Source organism: Kribbella sp. NBC_00889, from assembly GCF_045207705.1.
Classification (GTDB): domain Bacteria; phylum Actinomycetota; class Actinomycetes; order Propionibacteriales; family Kribbellaceae; genus Kribbella.
Genome location: NZ_CP108783.1, coordinates 1,360,820 through 1,378,541, shown reverse-complemented (window position 1 = coordinate 1,378,541; position 17,722 = coordinate 1,360,820). Strand labels below are relative to the sequence as shown.

Genomic DNA, 17,722 nt, shown 5'->3' with positions numbered 1-17,722 from the left:
CCGCGAGGTTCTAACCGGTCAATCCATGCGGATCGGTTAGGGGACTCGAGTGGGCAGGCAGCGGGTAGCGCTGGACGGACCATCGAACCTGGGATTGCGGCCACCGGTCAAGGGCGCGGTGCCGGGCTGCTACAAGCTGGCCGGGGCGTTGCGCGACCAGGGATTGCTGCAGCGGATCAACGCTTCCGACGCGGGCTGTGTCACCCCACCGAGGTACGACCGGGAGGGTTGGAAGCCGGGCGACGGCGTGTTCAACGCCGAGGCGATGGCGTCGTACACGGTGCGGCTGGCTGATCGGCTGACGAAGTTGTTCGACGACCAGCGGTTCGTGGTGCTGCTCGGTGGTGAGTGCAGCAACCTGCTCGGGCCGGCCTTGGCGTTGAAGCGGCGCGGGCGGTACGGCGTGATCTACATCGACGGCCACTCCGACTTCCGCACCGTCGACAACTCGCCGTACGTCGGGGCAGCGGGTGGTGAGGCGCTCGCACTGGTCACGGGACGCGGCCAGGCGGACCTCACCGATCTCGAAGGGTTGTCGCCGTACGTCCAGGACACGGATGCTGCCCTATTGGGCATTCGGGAGGACGACGAGTACGTCGGTGACGTCGAGGCGGCCGGGATACCGGTGTGGTCTGCGCTCACGATGATGGCGGAGTCGGCTGCGGACGGCGTACTGGAGCATCTCGAGCGGGAGGAGCTCGACGGCTTCTGGGTGCATCTGGATGTGGACATCCTCGACGCCGAGGTGATGCCGGCGGTGGACAGCCCCGACCCGGGCGGCATCGACCACTCCCAGCTCAGAGAGCTCCTGCGCCCGCTGTTGGCCTCGCCTGCCTGCATGGGGATCGACATCGGCATCTTCGACCCTGATCTGGATCCCGACGGGGTCTACGCAGCCGAGCTCACCGACACGCTGGTCGCGTCACTCAGCTGACCAGACGAGACCTTGACCGTGTGGTTCGGCTCGGCCGAGGGTCCGCCGTTCGCCGCCGGGCCAGGTCTGCAGCTCGACCAGGACTGCTCGTGGCAGTGGCTCGAGGCGCAGGCGCGCGAGCGGGGTCGACTCGGTGGCCTGGGCACCGAGTTCGGCGAGGTGTTCGTCTACTGCGGCGCGGTCGTCGCGGCTCAGGTACTGCCACATGATCGAGTGCCACACCACGGTCACATGCCCCTGCGACAGCTCGAGACCGCGCACGAACGAGACGGCGTCCTCCCGTCGTACGTCGGCCGGCACCTGCCGCGCGATCTCCACCGCACCGCGCAACCGCTCCAGCCGCTGCGACATGTCCGGCCACACGTACGACGTCAGCGTGCGTGCGCCCTCCGATGTCAGTGGGTTCACCGGAGCGATGTCACTCCCGACCCGCTCGGCGATCCGCAGCACCGCCGGCTTCAGCGACTGCCCGGACCAGGCGTCCTCGAACACCACAGGACTGTCGGCCGGACCGTACGACGTCCCGTCCGCGGTGTAGCGGAAGTGGTCCGCACGGAGGTTGAGCCCGGCACTCGCACCGATCTCGAACAACCGGACCGGCAACGGCACGGCCTCGACCAACTGCAGCAGACCGCCGTAGAGCGCGGCGGCCCGGCCTACCTCATTCGTCTGCGGTGGCTGGGTCAGCAACGCCCGCAGCTCAGCGGACCGTGACTGCAGGACCTGCTCGAACGCCTCCCAGCCCAGCACCGGGTCCCACGACCCACCGACGCTCGGATAGAACGCCGCGAGCTCGGGCACCTCCCCGGCCAGTACCTGACCGTGCACCGCGGCCAGCAAGCGCAGAGCGATCGCGTCACCGAACGGGCGATCCTCATAGCCGGCCAGTACTCCGGTGGAGACGCCTCCGACCTCGTAGTCGTCCACGATCAGCCGAAGCAGTTCGGCGTACATCGGGGACCCGAGGTCCTCACAGGCAACCGCTTGATGCTGGAACGCCTCTACAACATGCACACCACTGACATTAAGAGGTCAAGCGATCCAGGACTGTCTTTGCCGTCGTGCGCGCGTCCTCCTCGTCGAGTGGAGAACCCTGCGGATCGGTGAGGTAGAAGACGTCCACGCACTCCGCACCCAGTGTGCTGACGTGGGCCGACCGGATGTCCGCTCCGGTGAACGCGATTGCCGCGGTGACGTCGTACAGCAGTCCGGGGCGGTCATGTGCTCGCACCTGCAGCACTGTGGCGGTCTCTGAGGCTCCGGGCAGGAGGTCGACCCGGCTGTCGAGCCGTTGCTTCACCGCGGATGAGTCTCGCGCGGCCAAACGTCGTACCAGGTCAGTGCTGTCGCGCAGCGCCACGGCGAGCCGGTCACGCAGCCGGATCGGATCAGGCAGCGAGCCGGCCACGGTCCACTGCGAGATACCCAAGCCCTCAACGGAGGTGATCACAGCGGACCGTACTGCGAGCCGCTCAACCGCCAACACGGCGGCAACGGTCGACAGCGTGCCCACTTGATCGGGTACGGCGACGTTGATGCGCAAGTCACCGTGATGGTCAGCCACTGACACGCCCAGCCGTCCTACGCCGACCACCTGATGCAGTGTGGGCACGGGAACCGGAGGAGCATCGGTCCACATGCCCTCGCCTCCCCCGGACAGCTCGCCACGCACCCGACGACACAGTTCACCGACCAGCCGCATCCGCCACGGTGACGCCGCCGCCGGACCGGCAGCCCGTGCGTCGGCGTACGTGAGGGCCTCCAGCAGGTCCAGTGTCTCGGTGGTGCGGACGATGCCCACGACCAGGTCGACAGTCATCGGGTCGTCCAGGTCTCGGCGAGTGGCGACCTGCGCAAGCATGAGGTGCTGCCGGACCAGCAGCGCGATGGTGTCGGCGTCTGCCTCGGTGAATCCGATGCGGCGAGCAACGGTCCCGGCGATCACAGCTCCGGTGACACTGTGGTCCCCATCGATCGCTTTGCCCAAGTCATGGAGCAATGCGGAGACCAGCAGGAGGTCAGGACGTCGGACGTCCCGCAGCATCTTGGATGCCTCGACACACGTCTCCAGCAGATGCCGGTCGACGGTGAAGCGGTGGACCGCGGACTGCGGCGGCCGGAACCGGACCGTGTCCCACTCCGGCAGGATCCGCGAGATGTAACCAGCCTGGTCCAGCGCCTCCCACACCTCGAGCAGTCCACTGCCGGCGCCCAGCAGAGCGCACAGCAACCGCCGCGCCTCACCCGGCCACGGCTCGGGCAACGCCATGGCGCTCCTGGCCAGCCGACCACACACAGCCGGCGACAGGACGAGCTCACGATCCGCGGCAACAGCAGCAGCCCGGAGGCCAAGTACTGCGTCACGCTCCGGCCGCGCGTCCGGCATCAGTACGACTTCACCCTCGTGCTGACCGACTCCGTCATCCAGCGCCAGCAGCAGGGGTCCACCAGTCCGCTGCCGACGCCTGGACCGCGGCGGCCGGGTCATCAGGCTCTCCACCCGCCGCCACGACACGTCACACACATGCGCCAGCGTCCGGCCGGTCGCGTAGACGTGCCGCAACAGTTCGTCCCGCCCGTCCAGGCCCAGCCCGGCCGCGACCTCACCGGCCAGGTCGGCCACCAGTCGGTCGGTGGAACGACCAGCAACCTTGTGCAGTTCGTCCCGGATGTCGAGCAGGTCCAGCCGCGCCCGCTCCACGACCGGGTGCGGTACGTCGACCAGCCAAGAAGCGACCAATGAGCGCAGTACGACGGCATCCCGCAGACCGCCGTACGCCTCCTTCAGATCCGGCTCGGCGAGATGCGCGAGCTCACCGACGGACGTGGCGCGGTCCCGGCACGCCTGCGCCAGCGCAGGCAGCCGCGTGCGCGCCGTACGACGCCAGTCCGCCATCAGCACCGAGCGCAGCTGCAGTGTGAGGTGCGAGTCCCCGGCGACATGTCGTGCGTCCAACAGACCCAGGGCGACGCGGACATCGTCGGCTGCCGCCTGCCGGGCCTCCGCCAAGGTCCGGACACTGTGGTCCAGCTTGGTCCTCGAGTCCCACAGCGGATACCAGATCTGTGCCGCCAACTCGTCCACACGCGGATACCCCTCGGCGTGCACGAGCATCACGTCGAGGTCGCTGTACGGCGACAGCTCCTCCCGGCCGTAGCCCCCGACCGCGACCAGGGCGACGCCCTCGGTAGGAACACCGAGGGCGTCACAGGCTTTGGAGAGGAGCAGGTACAGCAGCGCGTCGGCCTCCTCGGCACGAACGCGCCGCTGTTCTGCTCGGTTCACCATCTAGAGGGCGTCTCCATCCAGCTCGCCGGTGCGAACCCGGACGATGGTCTCGACCGGGGTGACCCAGACCTTGCCGTCACCGATCTTGCCGGTCTGTGCGGCCTTCACGATCACGTCCACCACGTCGCCGCTGTCACCGTCCTCGACGACGACCTCGAGCCGGACCTTCGGGACCAGGTCCACCTCGTACTCGGCGCCGCGGTACACCTCGGTGTGCCCCTTCTGCCGGCCGTAGCCGCTCGCCTCGGTGACCGTCATGCCTGTGACACCGAACGTCTCCAGCGCGGCCCGAACGTCCTCCAGCTTGTGCGGCTTGACCACCGCGGTGATCAGCTTCATGCGTTCGCACCTTCCTTCTCGGACGTCTCGGTGGTGCCATTCTCGGTCTCAGCGGTGCTCGGCCTGGCCAGCGGGGTGTGCCCCCGCAGACCCGACGCGCCCAGGAAGTCGTACGCCGTCTCGGCGTGCTCCACCTGGTCGACACCGGTGACCTCGTCGTCCTCCGTGACCCGGAAGCCGATGGTCTTGTCGATCACCTTGCCGAGGATGAAGGCGACCACGAACGAGTACACACCCACCACCAGGTTGGCGAGCGCCTGCTTACCCAGCTGGGAGACGCCGCCGCCGTAGAACAGGCCGTTCACGGCCGACGGGGCCGCCGCCGTCCCGAGGAGGCCGATCATCAGCGAGCCGAACAGACCGCCGACCAGGTGGACGCCGACCACGTCGAGCGAGTCGTCGAAGCCGAACTTGTACTTCAGCGACACCGCGAAGCAGCAGACCGCGCCGGCCAGCAGGCCGAGGATGATCGCACCGACCGGGGTGACCGCACCACAGGACGGCGTGATCGCGACCAGACCGGCGACCGCACCGGACGCCATGCCCAGCGTGGTGGCCTTGCCATGCCGGATCCGCTCGATGATCAGCCAGCCGATCACGGCGGCGGCGGTGGCGGCCTGGGTGTTCACGAAGGTGACCGCCGCAGTGGTGCCGGCGCTCAGCGCCGAGCCCGCGTTGAAGCCGAACCAGCCGAACCACAGCAGACCGCCGCCGAGGATGACCAGCGGCAGGCTGTGCGGCCGCATCGGGTCCTTCTTCCAGCCGATCCGCTTGCCGAGCACGATCGCCAGCGCGAGCGCGGCGGCACCGGCGTTCACGTGCACCGCCGTACCACCGGCGAAGTCGACCGCCTTCAACTTGTCGCCGATCCAGCCGCCCTCCCCGTCCTGCAGGAACCAGACCGAGTGCGCGACCGGGAAGTACACCAGCAGCGTCCAGCCGACGACGAACGCGATCCAGCCCCGGAACGTGGCCCGGTCGGCGATGGCACCCGAGATCAGCGCCGGAGTGATGATCGCGAACATCAGCTGGAACGCGACGAACGCGAGCGTCGGCGTCGAGCCGCTCACCGCGTCCGGGGACATCAGGCCCTTCAGGCCGACCTCGGAGAGGTCACCGACCACGTGCCCGGTGTCGCCGGCGAACGTGAGCGAATAGCCGACCACCACCCACATGATGGTGACGACGGCGATGGTGATGAAGCTCATCATCATCATGTTCAGCACGCTCTTCATGCGCACCATGCCGCCGTAGAAGAAAGCCAGGCCCGGTGTCATCAGCATCACCAGGGCGGCGCTTGCCAAGACCCAGGCGGTATCGCCGGCGTTGATCTCCATCAACGTCATCCCTTCCATCGTTGCGGGGTGACCGGCGCCCTCAGCCGGGGGAACTCCACAACGCCGGGGAGCCCACGCGCAACAGCCACACCGGACACGGTGTCGGGACGCCGTTTCAGCCAATCGGTCGGTTTGTTTCAGGCATGTGACAAAGAGGGCGATCAGGTGACATCGAGGTGACATCGGCCAAGGTGTGGCACTCTGGCCTGGACCACACGGGTACGCAGCCGCGCCACTGCGCCCGTCCGACCTGGGGATACGAGATGGGGATCAACCACGGGGTGAGGCCGCGCCGCGGCAGGCCGCGAGACCCGGACGCAGAGCCGAGGATCCGCAGGTACGCCGTGCAGCTGCTGCTGGAGCGCGGATTCGACGGAATGACGGTCGACGACGTCGCCGAGGCGGCGGGCGTCGGCAAAGCCACCATCTACCGTCGCTGGGCCAGCAAGGAATCGCTGGCCAACGACGCGATGGCGGAGCTCTTCGACATCCAGATACCGGACGCGGACACCGGATCGATCGCCGGTGACCTGCGCCAGGTCTACGCCGACGCACTGGCGTTCGTGAACAGCGAGAACGGCCTGGCACTGATCCGCCTGGCAGTCACGGAGGCGAACCGCGACGAGCGGTCCGCACGGATCTACCGTGAATTCCTGGACCACCGGATCGGGCTGACCCGGAACGCGCTGGAACGGGCCCGCAAGCGCGGGGAGCCGATCCGGAGCACGGTGGACCCGGTGCTGATGGTGCAGTGGCTGGCCGGCGTGTTCGTCGTCCGCGCGCTGACCGGAGAGCCGATGCCGCCGCCGGAGGACGCCGACCGGCTGGTGGAGTACACACTGCGCTGCATCATGGACACCGGTTCAGGGGCGAATCCCGGGTCCAACGGCCAGGCCGGCCACGGCCAGTTCGGTGACCCGGCGGACCCGGCCTGAGTTCAGGTCCCAGGCGAGCACCCAGCCTCGGACCTCGAACAGCGGGGTGTCGTGGTCGTACCAGCCCAGTACGGCACAGCAGCCAGGCTCACGCGCGTACGGCTCGTCCATTGGCTGGGCCGAGGACATCACCGTGGGGTCACCCAGCACCAGCAGGCGGCTGGGCTCTGCCCGCAGGGTCGAGATGGCCGCCACCACCTGCGGTTGTGAGGCTTCGGTGGTCACTGGGGTCAGATCGTCCGCGATGAAGAGCCGGGCGGCGGCCCTGTCCGTCGAGAAGGTCTGCCCGACCCATGCGCGCACCGGCAACTGCAGAGCGCTGTCGACGATCCACTGGCCACCGACCATGTACCGGAGCACAGCACCCTTGTCCAGCCGGAACGGCGCTGTGACCGCCGACGGATCCGCGGCGCCCGCGATCGCCACCAGCGGCTCCTCGCCGGTGCCGCTCTCCCCCACCAGCACCCGATACGCGATCCCCGGACCGCTGACGAGAACACGCTGGGCATCCGGTAGCCAAGAGACGCTGCGGATGTCCTGGGCCGGCATCTTGATGCGGAACACCTCTGCCGTCGCGACGTTGACGGTGACCAGCTCGCCCGGCTGCGGGAAGGCGGCGATCCGTCCGTCAGGCGACACCGCCCCGGAGCTCAGCGGCGTACCGGTGCGGATCGGGAGCAACTCCACGTCGGCTCGCGCCCAGGAGGAGTCGGATCCCAGCAGGAGTGGTACGTAGCGATCGCCACGGTCCTCGAGCACCACGGCGGCAATGCGGTCCAGCGGCCGGTCCGCCAGCGGCTCGACGTTGTCCGGTAGTTGCAGGAGGTCGCCGAGCGGCGTCTCGAGCCGGTCGAGGAACCGTTCGCTTCCGGACGGCGGAGCGACCCAGAAGTCGATCCCGTTGATCTGTCCGTCCGGGGCGCGGACGGCCGGGTCGCTGGGCGGTGTGATCGGTGGGGTGAACTGGGAGTTGTCGTCACCGCTGAGGCCCACTCCGATCGCAGCGATGACGGCAATCAGCACAGCGGAGATCAGACCGATGAGGATGCTGCGCCGCCGGCGGCGCCGGGTCTCCACTCCGGCGGCCCAGGCCGCGTCGGCCAGATCCGGTTCCGGCAGCCGGTCCGACGCCTTGGCGAGCATCGGCTGGACGTCCTCGCGCCTCATCGCTGGTCGCCCCCACCGATGTCGCGCGCCCTGTCGTTGGCGCTGTCAGGGGCGCTCTCGCTGGGGCCGTCACGCCAGTCGCCCCCGCCTAGCGCAGTACGGAACCGGCTGAAGGCCGACATGCCGTGCCCGTGCACGGTCTGGTGGGACATGTTGAGCATGTCGGCCACCTCGAACTCGGTGAGCTCCTCCAGGTGGAGCAGCACGAACACAGTGCGCTGTGCGGGCGTCAGCTCGGCCAGCGCGAGCTTCACCGGGTCGTCCTCGTCCGGGAACGCCGTCACCCGGCTCCACCGGTTCAGAGCAGGCTGGTAGAGCAGCCGCTGAACGAAGGCGTCCGGATCGTCGACCCTGGTCCAGCGCAGCGCCAGCCGGGTGAAGGCGTGCATCAGCGCATCCTCGGCACGCTCAGGATCGCCGTACACCAGGTACGCCGTCCGGAGCCATCTGCCCTGCCGCGCATCGACATACGAGGCGAAATCCGGGTCGACCGTTTCGTGCATCCACCCTCCCGCCTCTATTCAACTCCTCAACTACTGCGGGCGGCCACTGCCAGCCGCATCTCTTCGCCGATCAGGTCGAAGTTGATACCACCGGCAGCCATCAACCCGGCGGCCGCGGCGGGCATGACCTGCGCCTTCGGGTCGGTCACGTTGCCGGCCGCGAAGACTCCGGGCACCTGGGTGGCTCCCATCGCGTCGACCTGGACGGCGGTGCCCAGGACGGTCCCGTTGGCCTCCAGTTCGGTCGTCTCCAGCCCCAGGTCGGTCAGGAAGCCCGCACGCGCCCGCATGGTGGTCTGCACTGCCAGCGCCTGCCGTGGGATGACCTTGCCGCCCTCCAGCCGGACACCGGTGAGCTTGCCGTCCTCCACCTCGAGCTGCTCGACCTTCCCTTCCACTACCGAGATGCCGCGGGCCGCGAGCTCCTCCCACTGGTCATCGGTCGGCTCCGGCGCGGTGTGCAGGAACAGCGTCACGTCGTCACTCAGCTGCCGGAACAGCTGCACCTGGTGCAGCGCCATCACACTGGTCGCCAGTACGCCGATCGCCTGGTCGCGCACCTCCCAGCCGTGGCAGTACGGGCAGTGCAGCACGTCTTTGCCCCACCGCTCAGCCAGCCCCGGTACGTCGGGCAGCACGTCAGTCAGCCCGGTCGTCACCAGCAGCCGCCGGCCCTGGTACGTCGTACCGTCCGCAAGCTCGACCGTGAAATCGCCGTCCCGGCGGGCCGTGGTCACGGTGCCGGTGACGACCTCACCGCCGTACCCGATGACCTCGTCGCGGCCGATGGCGTACAGCTCGGCCGGTGAGACACCGTCCCGGGTCAGGTAGTTGTGCACATGCTCCGCCGGCGCGTTGCGCGGCGTACCGTCGTCGATCACCAGGACCGACCGGCGCGATCGGACCAGCGCCAGCGCTCCACTCAGCCCGGCGGCGCCTCCGCCGATCACAATCACGTCGTACTTCTTCATCTCCGGCTCCTCTCGGTTGCCTCGAGCCTGCGTGACGATTCTCGTTTTCGACAACTTTGTTTGCCAGAATGGCAACATGGAGTCCTACGACGACGTACTCGAAGCGGTCGGATCCCGGCTGCGCAGCCTGCGATCGGAGCGCGGTACGACGCTGTCCCAGCTGTCCGAGGAGACGGGGATCTCGGTGAGCACGCTCTCCCGGCTGGAGTCCGGGCAGCGCCGGCCGACCCTCGAGCTCCTGCTGCCGCTGGCACGGGCACATCAGGTCCAGCTGGACGAACTGGTGGACGCGCCGCCCACCGGCGACCCGAGGATCTACGCGAAGCCGATCAAACGCCACGGCACGGTGCACATCCCGCTGAGCAGGCGACCGGGCGGGCTGCAGGCGTTCAAGCAGATCCTGCCGGAGGGCTACCCCGGCAACGACGCACAACAGAAGACGCACGAGGGCTACGACTGGATCTATGTGCTCTCCGGACGGGTCCGGCTCAAGCTCGGCGACCAGGACTTCATCCTGAAAGAGGGTGAGGTGGCGGAGTTCGACACCCGGGTGCCGCATTGGTTCGGCAACCCCGGTCCGGGTCCGACGGAGGTCCTGTGCCTGTACGGGCCACAGGGGGAACGCCTGCACGTCCGGGCGCGCACCAAGTAGCCAGTAGGCTGCGGCGGTCTGTCGGGCGATCCGTGTGACTGAGGAGGAACTGGTAGTGAGCATCGCGTTGTTCACCCTGGGCGGCACCATCGGGATGGCCGGCAAACACCGACTGACCGGCGAGGACCTGGCCGCCGCGGTGCCCGGGTTGCAGGAGCTCGGCCGGCCGGTCGAGATCCAGGACATCGAGGCAGTGCCCAGCGCCAACCTGACCGCCGCGAAGATGCTCGAGGTCGTCGACGCCGCCTCGAAGGCCGTGTCCGCCGGCGCCACTGGGGTCGTGGTCACGCAAGGCACAGACACACTGGAGGAGACCGCCTTCCTGGTCGACCAGGTCTGGCCACATCCGCAGCCGTTCGTCCTCACCGGTGCGATGCGCAATCCCACTCTGGCCGGCCCTGACGGCCCGGCGAACCTCCTGGCTGCTCTCCGCGTCGCCTGCTCCCCCGCGGCCCGCGACCTCGGCGCACTGGTCGTGTTCAAGGAAGAGATCCACGCGGCCCGCTGGGTCCGCAAGACGCACAGCACGAGTACGGCGACCTTCGTGTCACCCAACACCGGCCCGATCGGACACGTGGTCGAGGACCGCGTCCGGGTCCTCACCCGCCCCCTGCGCCTCGACGGCGTACAGGGCAGTGCGGAGCCGGCAGAGCTCGACGCGACGCGGGTGGCGCTCTACACCGTCACGATGGACGACGACGGCCTGCTGTTGCAGGGGCTGGCGGACACTCACCAGGGTCTGGTGGTGGCCGGCTTCGGCGTCGGACATGTGCCGGCCGCGCTTGCTCCTGTGCTTGGAGGGTTGGCCGCGACGATACCAGTCGTCCTGACGTCGCGGACGGGCGCCGGTTCGATCGTCCGGAACACCTACCGGTCGGTCGGGTCGGAGTGGGATCTGCTACAGCGTGGCCTGATCGACGGCGGCTTCCTGGACCCGTACAAGGCCCGGGTCCTGCTTCGGTTGCTCTTGGCAACAGATGACGACATCGCGGCGGCGTTCGGACAATACGTTTGATTATTGCCTTGGGCAACGTTCCGGAATTCGGGTAGAGCTCCTACCCACGAATCGGCGCTGCTAACCAATCGCGGCAAAGATCGGACAAATCGTGGCAAATCCGTCTCCTGAACTTGACCTCTCAGCCGGACAGTGCTCGGATCGTCACCGCTCGGGGACCGATTTCGAGGGTTGGGAGATGGTTGCGCCGTGGTCGAGCAGACACAGGGCAGCACAGCGGGGGACAGCGATTACCAAGCGGTCGGCGGTGGTCCGGCGATCGCGTCGGTGGTGGATGTCTTCTACCGCAACGTGCTTGCGGATCCGCAGCTGGCGGGCTACTTCGCCGACAGCGACCTGGCCAAGCTGAAACGGCACCAGGTGCAACTGGTCTCGCAGGTCATGGGCGGCCCGGTGTCGTACGACGGTCTCGCGCTGGCCGAGGCGCACAAGGGCCGCGGCATCACCGGTGAGGACTTCGGTAAGGTGGTGGTGCACCTGGTCGCCGCGCTGGAGGCGCACGACGTGCCCGCCGACATCATCGGCCGGGTGGTGACAGCGCTGGGTGCCACCCAGGACGACATCGTCGGGGCGCACTGACGCGGATGGACCCGGCTGCGCTGAAGAACAGCTGGGCACTGGTCGCCAAGTCCGGTGACGAGGTGCCGCTGTTCTTCTACTCCCATCTGTTCCTTTCCCATCCCGAGGTCCGGGAGATGTTCCCGGTCTCGATGGCCGCCCAACGCGACAAGCTCGTCGGCGCTCTCGGCGCCGTGGTCAGCAACGCCGCTCAAATCGACGAGGTGGTGCCGTTCCTGCAACAACTCGGCCGCGATCACCGGCGCTTCTCGGTCGTGGCCGAGCACTACTCCGCGGTCGGCGCGTCCCTGCTCGCGACGCTGCAGCACTTCCTGGGTGCTGCCTGGACGTCCGAGCTGGCCGCCGACTGGGCCGAGGCGTACGGCCTGGTCGCGACAGTGATGGTCCAGTCCGCCGAGGAGTCCGCCGAGGAGTACCCTGCCTGGTGGTCCGGTGAGGTTCTCGGCGTGGACCGGCGCACGATGGACGTGACGATCGTGCAGATCCACCCGGAGCGACCGCTGGAGTACCGGCCTGGCCAGTCCGTGGCGGTCGAGATCCCCTACCGGCCGCGGCGGTGGCGCTACTACAGCCCTGCCAACGCACCGCGCAGCGACGGGTCGTTCGAGCTGCACATCGGCCTGGTCCCCGGCGGCCAGGTGAGCGGGCCTGCCGTCCGGTCGCTCAAGCGCGGTGACCCGGTCCGCATCGGCGCTCCGGTCGGCGACACCCTCAAGCTCCCGGAAGACGGCCGGGACCTCGTGATGATCGCCGGCGGCACCGGACTGGCGCCGTTCCGGGCGATGCTCGAGCAGCTCGACCGGCGGGCCCAGTCGAGCCAGGTCCCGCGCGTGCATCTGTTCCACGGAGCCCGGATGCCGTGGAACCTGTACGAGCACAAGCAGCTGATCAGCCTCACCCGGCGGCCCTGGTTCAGCTACACCCCGGTGGTTTCCGACGATTCGTCGTACCCCGGGGAGCGTGGGCAGGTCGGCGCGGTCGCCGCTGCCCAGGGGCCGTGGACGGACCGCACCGCCCTGGTGTGCGGATCGCCCGCCATGGTCCGGCACACGGTCGCCGATCTCACCGAAGCCGGTGTGCCGACCACCGCCATCCACACCGAATCCTTGGGGATCACGACCTCGGCAGGGAGTCAGCAGTGACGCGCCAAGATCCGTTCGCCGGCCGACCGGCTCAATCGCCGTACACGATCCGGCACAAGACCTTCGGCACCCGCCGCAGGGGCCTGGACCAGAACGAAGTCACGGCGTACCTGAGCGACCTGGCGGACCAGATCGAGTACGCCGACGCGGACCGGGCGGAGCTGCGGGCAGAGGTCGAGCGGCTCCGCAGCAGTACGCCGGACTCGGACCAGCGCGCCCACATCACCGCCCACGCGGTCGGGCTGCTGAGCCAGGCGCAGCAGATCGCGGACAACCTGGTGGCCGAGGCGGAACAGTACGCGAAGGACCTGGTGGAGACGGCTCGCACCCAGCAGCGGGACGCACTGGCGCAGGCTCGCGACTCGGTGGAATCCGCTGTGAAGCACTTCCCGGCGAGCGATGCTCCGGTCGCCGACCTGGAGTACGTGCGGACGTTCACCCGGGTCGCACATGTGCAACTCCGGTCTGTCCTGGACGCGTTGGCCGAGCAGGTCGAGCGGCTGGGCCACCTACCGCAGGTGCCGGCTGACGCGACTCCCCCGGCCGGCGAGGTGTTGTGGTGGAACGACCTGTCCGCCGGTCCGGACGGAGGCAGTGTTCAGGAAACTCCGACGGTGGCCGGCCACCGTCGGCCTATCTGAGCGCGGCCGCCTTGGTCGTCAGGTAGTCGCGTTCGGGAAGGCTGGTCGTACCGAGGGCCGCCGCGCGGAAATGGTGCGCGGCGGTCTCGTGGTCACCCTTCATCTCGTACAGATGCCCGCGTACGGCGTCCAGCCGGTAGTGGCCAGGTAGTTCCTCGTCGAGTGGCTCGAGGAGCTTCAGACCTGCGTCAGGGCCATCCACCATCGCGGCGGCGATGGCCCGGTTGAGCTTCACCATCGGATTGCCGGACAGGTCCTCCAGCAGTCCGTACAGCGCGAGGATCTGCGGCCAGTCGGTGTCCTCCGCCCGGTCCACTTCGTCGTGCAGTGCTGCGATCGCGGCTTGTAGCTGGTACTCCCCGAGTGGCGGCGTGTCGAAGGCCTGCACGGCCAGTGCGACGCCTTCGGTGATGTGGTCCTTGTTCCAGAGCGTGCGGTCCTGGTCCGCGAGCGGGATGAGCTCTCCGGCACCGCCGGTGCGGGCGGGGCGGCGAGCGTCGCTGAGGAGCATCAGCGCGAGCAGTCCGGTGACCTGACCGTTCTCCGGCAGTAGCGCGTGCACGCTCCGCGTCAGACGGATCGCTTCCGCCGACAGATCGCTGCGCTGCAACTCCGGACCGCTGGTGCTGGTGTAGCCCTCGTTGAACATCAGGTACAGCACGTGCAGCACATTGCGGAGTCGCTCCTCACCGGTGTCCAACTCGAAGGCGACGCCCTTGAGCCGCTGCTTCGCCCGGCTGATCCGCTGTGCCATCGTTGCCTCAGGCACCAAGTAGGCGTGCGCGATCTCGGCGGTGGTGAGGCCGCCGACCGCCCGCAGCGTCAGCGCGATGGCCGACGCCGGCGTCAGCTTCGGGTGGCAGCACAGGAACAGCAGCCGCAGTGTGTCGTCCTGCTCCTCGACGTCCTCCGGCGGTACGTCGCGCAGCGCGGCACGCTCCTCCCGGCGTCGCCGGGCCTGCTCCTGCCGGACCTCGTCGATCAGCCGCCGCGACGCCGCCTGGATCAGCCACGCCTTCGGGTTGTCCGGCGTACCGTCGCGCGGCCAGGTCGTGGCAGCGGCCAGCAGCGCCTCTTGGACGGCGTCCTCCGCCGCCGCGAAGTCGCCGGACCACCGCACGACCGCACCGACGACCTGCGGCGTCAGCTCACGCAGCAGGTTCTCGAGGTGGTGGTCATTCGTAGAGGTCGGCATCCGACTCCATCAGACGGCGGACCTCGATCGGCTGCTCGACCGGGACACCGCCCGGGCCGGGTGCGGCGGACTGCTCGGCCGCGATCTCCAGTGCGCGTTCCTCCGACTCCACGTCGACCATCGTGTAACCGGCCAGCACCTCCTTGGACTCGGCGTACGGACCGTCCGTCAGCACCGGCGCACTCACGCTGGCAGCCCGGACGACCTTGGCGTGCTGGGGCCAGGTCAGGGCCTGCGCCTCCACCAGCTCACCGCTCTCCCGCAGCCGCTCCAGGTGGTCGGTCAGGTACTGCAGGTGCGCCTTCATGTCGGGCTCGTCCCACTCCAGCATCGGGGTGTCGACGTTGCCGCCGTCGTAGTGCATCAGCAGCAGGAACTTGGTCATCTCGTCTCCTCCTTCGGCCCACTTCGATGTGGGCGGACCCGCTCCGGACTCGCAGTCTCCAGCGGTACGTCGGCCGCGGGGATGACACCGAGCTGCGTGGTCTGCCGGTGCAGTGTCGCATCGAACAGCCATTCGGTCGCCGTACGGACGCGGTTCCCCGGCATGGACATCAGATGGTAGCCACGGGTCACCGCCTTCGCGGGGAGACCGGCCAGCGGGATCTGCAGCGGGTTGGCCGCCGCCTGCTTGCCGCCCAGGTCCACCACGAAGCCGAGGTCCTTGTGGATGTACGGCTTCCGCTCACCGGTGCCAAAGCTGGCGGCTACGTTCTTGGCAGCTCGCCGGCCTTGCCTCTCGGCATGTTGCGCAGTCATCGGTGTGACCTCGCCAGGCCGCGTCAGGTCCGGTACGGCGGCCGCGTCACCGCAGGCGAACACCTCGGGGTGGTCGGGCACGTTCAGGTACTCGTCGACCAGCAGACGCCCCTTCTGCGTCTTCAGACCGAGTGCCTCGACCACAGGGTCCGGACGGACGCCGACACACCAGATCAGTGAGTGGGTCGGTACGTCGGACTGGTCGGTGAGTCGGACACCGTCGTGCATGGCCTCTTCGACCGACGTACCCATCATGACCTCGACACCACGCTCGCGTAGCACTCTGTCCGCCGTACGCGACAGCCGCTCGTCCAGCTCGGGCAGGACGCGGTCGGCGATGTCCAGCAGCATCCAGCGCATCCGCTGGTGGCGCAGGCGCGGTCTGCGTTTCTTGAGCAGTTCGGTGTACAGGACGCCGTGCGCTGCCACCTCTGTGCCCGTGTAGCCCGCTCCGACGACAACGAACGTGCAGAGTGCGTCCCGCGCGGCCGCATCGTCGGTGGCGTTGGCGAGCTCGATCTGCTGCGTCAGGTGGTCACGCAGGAAGACCGCTTCGGGGATGCCACGGAAGCCGTGCGCGTACTCCGTCACGCCGGGGATGGGCAGCAGCTTGTTCACACTGCCGGCGGCGATGATGAGCCGGTCGTACTCGATCTCGTCGCGCCGGTCGAGCGGATCGGCGTACTGCACCGTCCGCCGGTCCAGGTCGAGTCCCTCGGCTTCTCCGAGCACCAGGCGGACGTCGGGCAGCGCGTCCGCGATGGACACTGTCAGCCGCCGGGGCTCGAGGATGCCGGTCGCGACCTCGGGCAGCAGCGGGGCGTACAGGAAGTAGTCGGTCGGATTGACCATGACGATGTCGGCCCGGCCCTTGGCCAGCCGGCACAGCGTCCTGGCCGCGTGGAACCCGGCGAACCCGGCACCGATGATCACGACTCTTGGCAGCGTCATGGCACCTGAGTACCAGATCCACCCGCCCGGCAGACAGCCTCGGTCCAGCGGCGCGTCCGCCCAGCGGCGTGTCCGTCCCGCAGGGCGTGTCAGTCCAGCAGGGCGTCCACGAACTGCTCGGCGTCGAACGGCGCCATGTCGTCGGCGCCCTCGCCCAGGCCGACCAGTTTGACCGGTACGCCGAGCTCACGCTGGACCGCGATCACGATGCCGCCCTTCGCCGTCCCGTCGAGCTTGGTCAGGACCAGTCCGGTGACGTCGATGACCTCGGCGAAGACGCGGGCCTGGGTGAGGCCGTTCTGGCCGGTGGTGGCGTCGATGACGAGCAGCACCTCGTCGACCTCGGCGGTCTTCTCGATCACCCGCTTCACCTTGCCCAGCTCGTCCATCAGGCCGGTCTTGGTGTGCAGCCGTCCGGCCGTGTCGACCAGGACGGCGTCCGCCTCCTCCTCGATGCCCTGCTTGACCGAGTCGAACGCGACGCTGGCCGGGTCGCCGCCCTCGGGGCCGCGCACGGTCCGGACCCCGACCCGGTCACCCCAGGTCTGCAGTTGGTCCGCGGCCGCGGCCCGGAACGTGTCGGCGGCGCCGAGCACGACGTGCTTGTCCTCGGCGACCAGGACCCGCGCCAGCTTGCCGACCGTGGTGGTCTTGCCGGTGCCGTTCACGCCGACGACCATCACGACCGCCGGCTGCGTCTCCTTGCGGCTCACCTTCAGCGTCCGGTCCAGCGACGGGTCGACCAGCGCGATCAGCTCCTCGCGCAGGATGTCGCGGGCCTGCGCGCCACCGACGCCCTCCACTCGCATCCGGGTCCGCAGCTTCTCGACCAGCTCCTGTGTCGGCGCGACACCGACGTCCGCAGTGATCAGCGTGGTCTCGATGTCCTCCCAAGCCTCCTCGTCCAGCTTGTCCCGCGACAGCAGTGCGAGCAGGCCCTTGCCCAGCGACCCCTGCGACCGCGCCAGCCGCGCGCGCAGCCGGACCAGCCGTCCCTGCGCGGACTCCGGCTTCTCGATCGTCGCGGCCGGGGCCTCCGCCGGCAGCTCGGTGTCCTCCAGCGTCCGGGTCGGCGTGTCCCTCGGCTCCTCGGCGTCCTCACCGACCGTCGGCTCAGCGGTGTCGAGCGGCGCCGGCTGAGTGGCCTGCGGCAGCTGGGACGACCGCCGCCGGGACACGACGAGTCCGGCGGTACCGGCGACCAGGACAGCCGCGACCACGACGATGATCGCAATCAGGGCCTGGTCCGAGAGCAGAGTGACAAGCTGTGGAGTCAACACGGTTCCCCATCTTGACAGACACCCGGCCCGCCC

Annotated in this window: 18 protein-coding genes; 7 read left to right on the top strand and 11 right to left on the bottom strand. The window is 68.8% G+C overall.

What is annotated here, in order from left to right:
• Nucleotides 1-49: 49 nt before the first annotated feature.
• Nucleotides 50-934 (top strand): arginase family protein, encoded by an 885-nt coding sequence (locus tag OG817_RS06735; RefSeq protein WP_406052846.1) that lies wholly within the window; start codon nt 50-52, stop codon nt 932-934.
• Here the strand turns inward: OG817_RS06735 and OG817_RS06730 are convergent.
• The 4 genes from OG817_RS06730 to OG817_RS06715 are packed head-to-tail and all read right to left on the bottom strand — an operon-like array spanning nt 923 to nt 5,908.
• Complete coding sequence (locus tag OG817_RS06730; protein WP_406052845.1) at nt 923-1,948, bottom strand: DUF2332 domain-containing protein; 1,026 nt, start codon at nt 1,946-1,948, stop codon at nt 923-925. The genes OG817_RS06735 and OG817_RS06730 overlap by 12 nt on opposite strands.
• A 10-nt stretch (nt 1,949-1,958) precedes the next feature.
• On the bottom strand, nt 1,959-4,223 hold the full coding sequence (locus tag OG817_RS06725; protein ID WP_406052843.1) for a [protein-PII] uridylyltransferase: 2,265 nt from the start codon (nt 4,221-4,223) through the stop codon (nt 1,959-1,961).
• On the bottom strand, nt 4,224-4,562 hold the full coding sequence (locus tag OG817_RS06720; RefSeq protein ID WP_329479584.1) for a P-II family nitrogen regulator: 339 nt from the start codon (nt 4,560-4,562) through the stop codon (nt 4,224-4,226).
• Entirely contained in the window at nt 4,559-5,908 is a 1,350-nt protein-coding gene (locus OG817_RS06715) for an ammonium transporter (RefSeq protein ID WP_406052840.1), read from the bottom strand. Before OG817_RS06715 ends, OG817_RS06720 begins: the two co-directional genes overlap by 4 nt.
• Nucleotides 5,909-6,162: 254 nt before the next feature.
• Between OG817_RS06715 and OG817_RS06710 the strand changes: the two genes are divergently transcribed.
• A complete protein-coding gene (locus OG817_RS06710; RefSeq protein ID WP_406052838.1) occupies nt 6,163-6,834 on the top strand; it encodes a TetR/AcrR family transcriptional regulator in 672 nt (223 codons plus the stop codon).
• On the opposite strand, the gene OG817_RS06705 is transcribed toward OG817_RS06710, so the two are convergent.
• The 3 genes from OG817_RS06705 to OG817_RS06695 are packed head-to-tail and all read right to left on the bottom strand — an operon-like array spanning nt 6,763 to nt 9,475.
• Nucleotides 6,763-8,001 carry a hypothetical protein gene (locus OG817_RS06705; RefSeq protein WP_396394070.1) on the bottom strand — a complete coding sequence of 413 codons (1,239 nt, stop codon included), beginning with the start codon at nt 7,999-8,001 and terminating at the stop codon, nt 6,763-6,765. The two genes, OG817_RS06710 and OG817_RS06705, sit on opposite strands and share 72 nt — an antisense overlap.
• Complete coding sequence (locus OG817_RS06700; RefSeq protein WP_396394069.1) at nt 7,998-8,504, bottom strand: sigma factor-like helix-turn-helix DNA-binding protein; 507 nt, start codon at nt 8,502-8,504, stop codon at nt 7,998-8,000. The genes OG817_RS06705 and OG817_RS06700 overlap by 4 nt, the downstream gene beginning before the upstream one ends.
• 26 nt (nt 8,505-8,530) lie before the next feature.
• Nucleotides 8,531-9,475 (bottom strand): NAD(P)/FAD-dependent oxidoreductase, encoded by a 945-nt coding sequence (locus tag OG817_RS06695; RefSeq protein ID WP_406052837.1) that lies wholly within the window; start codon nt 9,473-9,475, stop codon nt 8,531-8,533.
• A 76-nt stretch (nt 9,476-9,551) separates the two neighbouring features.
• On the opposite strand from OG817_RS06695, the gene OG817_RS06690 reads away from it, so the two are divergent.
• The 5 genes from OG817_RS06690 to OG817_RS06670 all read left to right on the top strand — a co-directional run bounded on the left by OG817_RS06690 (nt 9,552) and on the right by OG817_RS06670 (nt 13,504).
• Nucleotides 9,552-10,127 (top strand): helix-turn-helix domain-containing protein, encoded by a 576-nt coding sequence (locus OG817_RS06690; RefSeq protein WP_406052835.1) that lies wholly within the window; start codon nt 9,552-9,554, stop codon nt 10,125-10,127.
• A gap of 55 nt (nt 10,128-10,182) precedes the next feature.
• Nucleotides 10,183-11,142: an asparaginase gene (locus OG817_RS06685; protein WP_406052833.1), complete on the top strand. Its 960-nt coding sequence runs from the start codon at nt 10,183-10,185 to the stop codon at nt 11,140-11,142.
• A gap of 189 nt (nt 11,143-11,331) precedes the next feature.
• On the top strand, nt 11,332-11,721 hold the full coding sequence (locus OG817_RS06680) for a group 1 truncated hemoglobin (RefSeq protein ID WP_406052832.1): 390 nt from the start codon (nt 11,332-11,334) through the stop codon (nt 11,719-11,721).
• A 5-nt stretch (nt 11,722-11,726) separates the two neighbouring features.
• The gene (locus OG817_RS06675) at nt 11,727-12,863 is read left to right on the top strand and encodes a globin domain-containing protein (protein ID WP_396394064.1); all 1,137 of its coding nucleotides are present in this window, start codon (nt 11,727-11,729) and stop codon (nt 12,861-12,863) included.
• Nucleotides 12,860-13,504 (top strand): DivIVA domain-containing protein, encoded by a 645-nt coding sequence (locus tag OG817_RS06670; protein ID WP_396394063.1) that lies wholly within the window; start codon nt 12,860-12,862, stop codon nt 13,502-13,504. The genes OG817_RS06675 and OG817_RS06670 overlap by 4 nt, the downstream gene beginning before the upstream one ends.
• Here the strand turns inward: OG817_RS06670 and OG817_RS06665 are convergent.
• The 4 genes from OG817_RS06665 to ftsY form a co-directional block, all read right to left on the bottom strand.
• Nucleotides 13,497-14,699 carry an RNA polymerase sigma factor gene (locus OG817_RS06665; RefSeq protein WP_406052830.1) on the bottom strand — a complete coding sequence of 401 codons (1,203 nt, stop codon included), beginning with the start codon at nt 14,697-14,699 and terminating at the stop codon, nt 13,497-13,499. The two genes, OG817_RS06670 and OG817_RS06665, sit on opposite strands and share 8 nt — an antisense overlap.
• On the bottom strand, nt 14,680-15,084 hold the full coding sequence (locus OG817_RS06660; RefSeq protein ID WP_396394061.1) for a YciI family protein: 405 nt from the start codon (nt 15,082-15,084) through the stop codon (nt 14,680-14,682). Before OG817_RS06660 ends, OG817_RS06665 begins: the two co-directional genes overlap by 20 nt.
• Nucleotides 15,081-16,409: an NAD(P)/FAD-dependent oxidoreductase gene (locus OG817_RS06655; protein ID WP_406052829.1), complete on the bottom strand. Its 1,329-nt coding sequence runs from the start codon at nt 16,407-16,409 to the stop codon at nt 15,081-15,083. The genes OG817_RS06660 and OG817_RS06655 overlap by 4 nt, the downstream gene beginning before the upstream one ends.
• A gap of 89 nt (nt 16,410-16,498) precedes the next feature.
• The gene (gene ftsY, locus OG817_RS06650) at nt 16,499-17,689 is read right to left on the bottom strand and encodes a signal recognition particle-docking protein FtsY (protein WP_406052827.1); all 1,191 of its coding nucleotides are present in this window, start codon (nt 17,687-17,689) and stop codon (nt 16,499-16,501) included.
• Nucleotides 17,690-17,722: the final 33 nt, after the last annotated feature.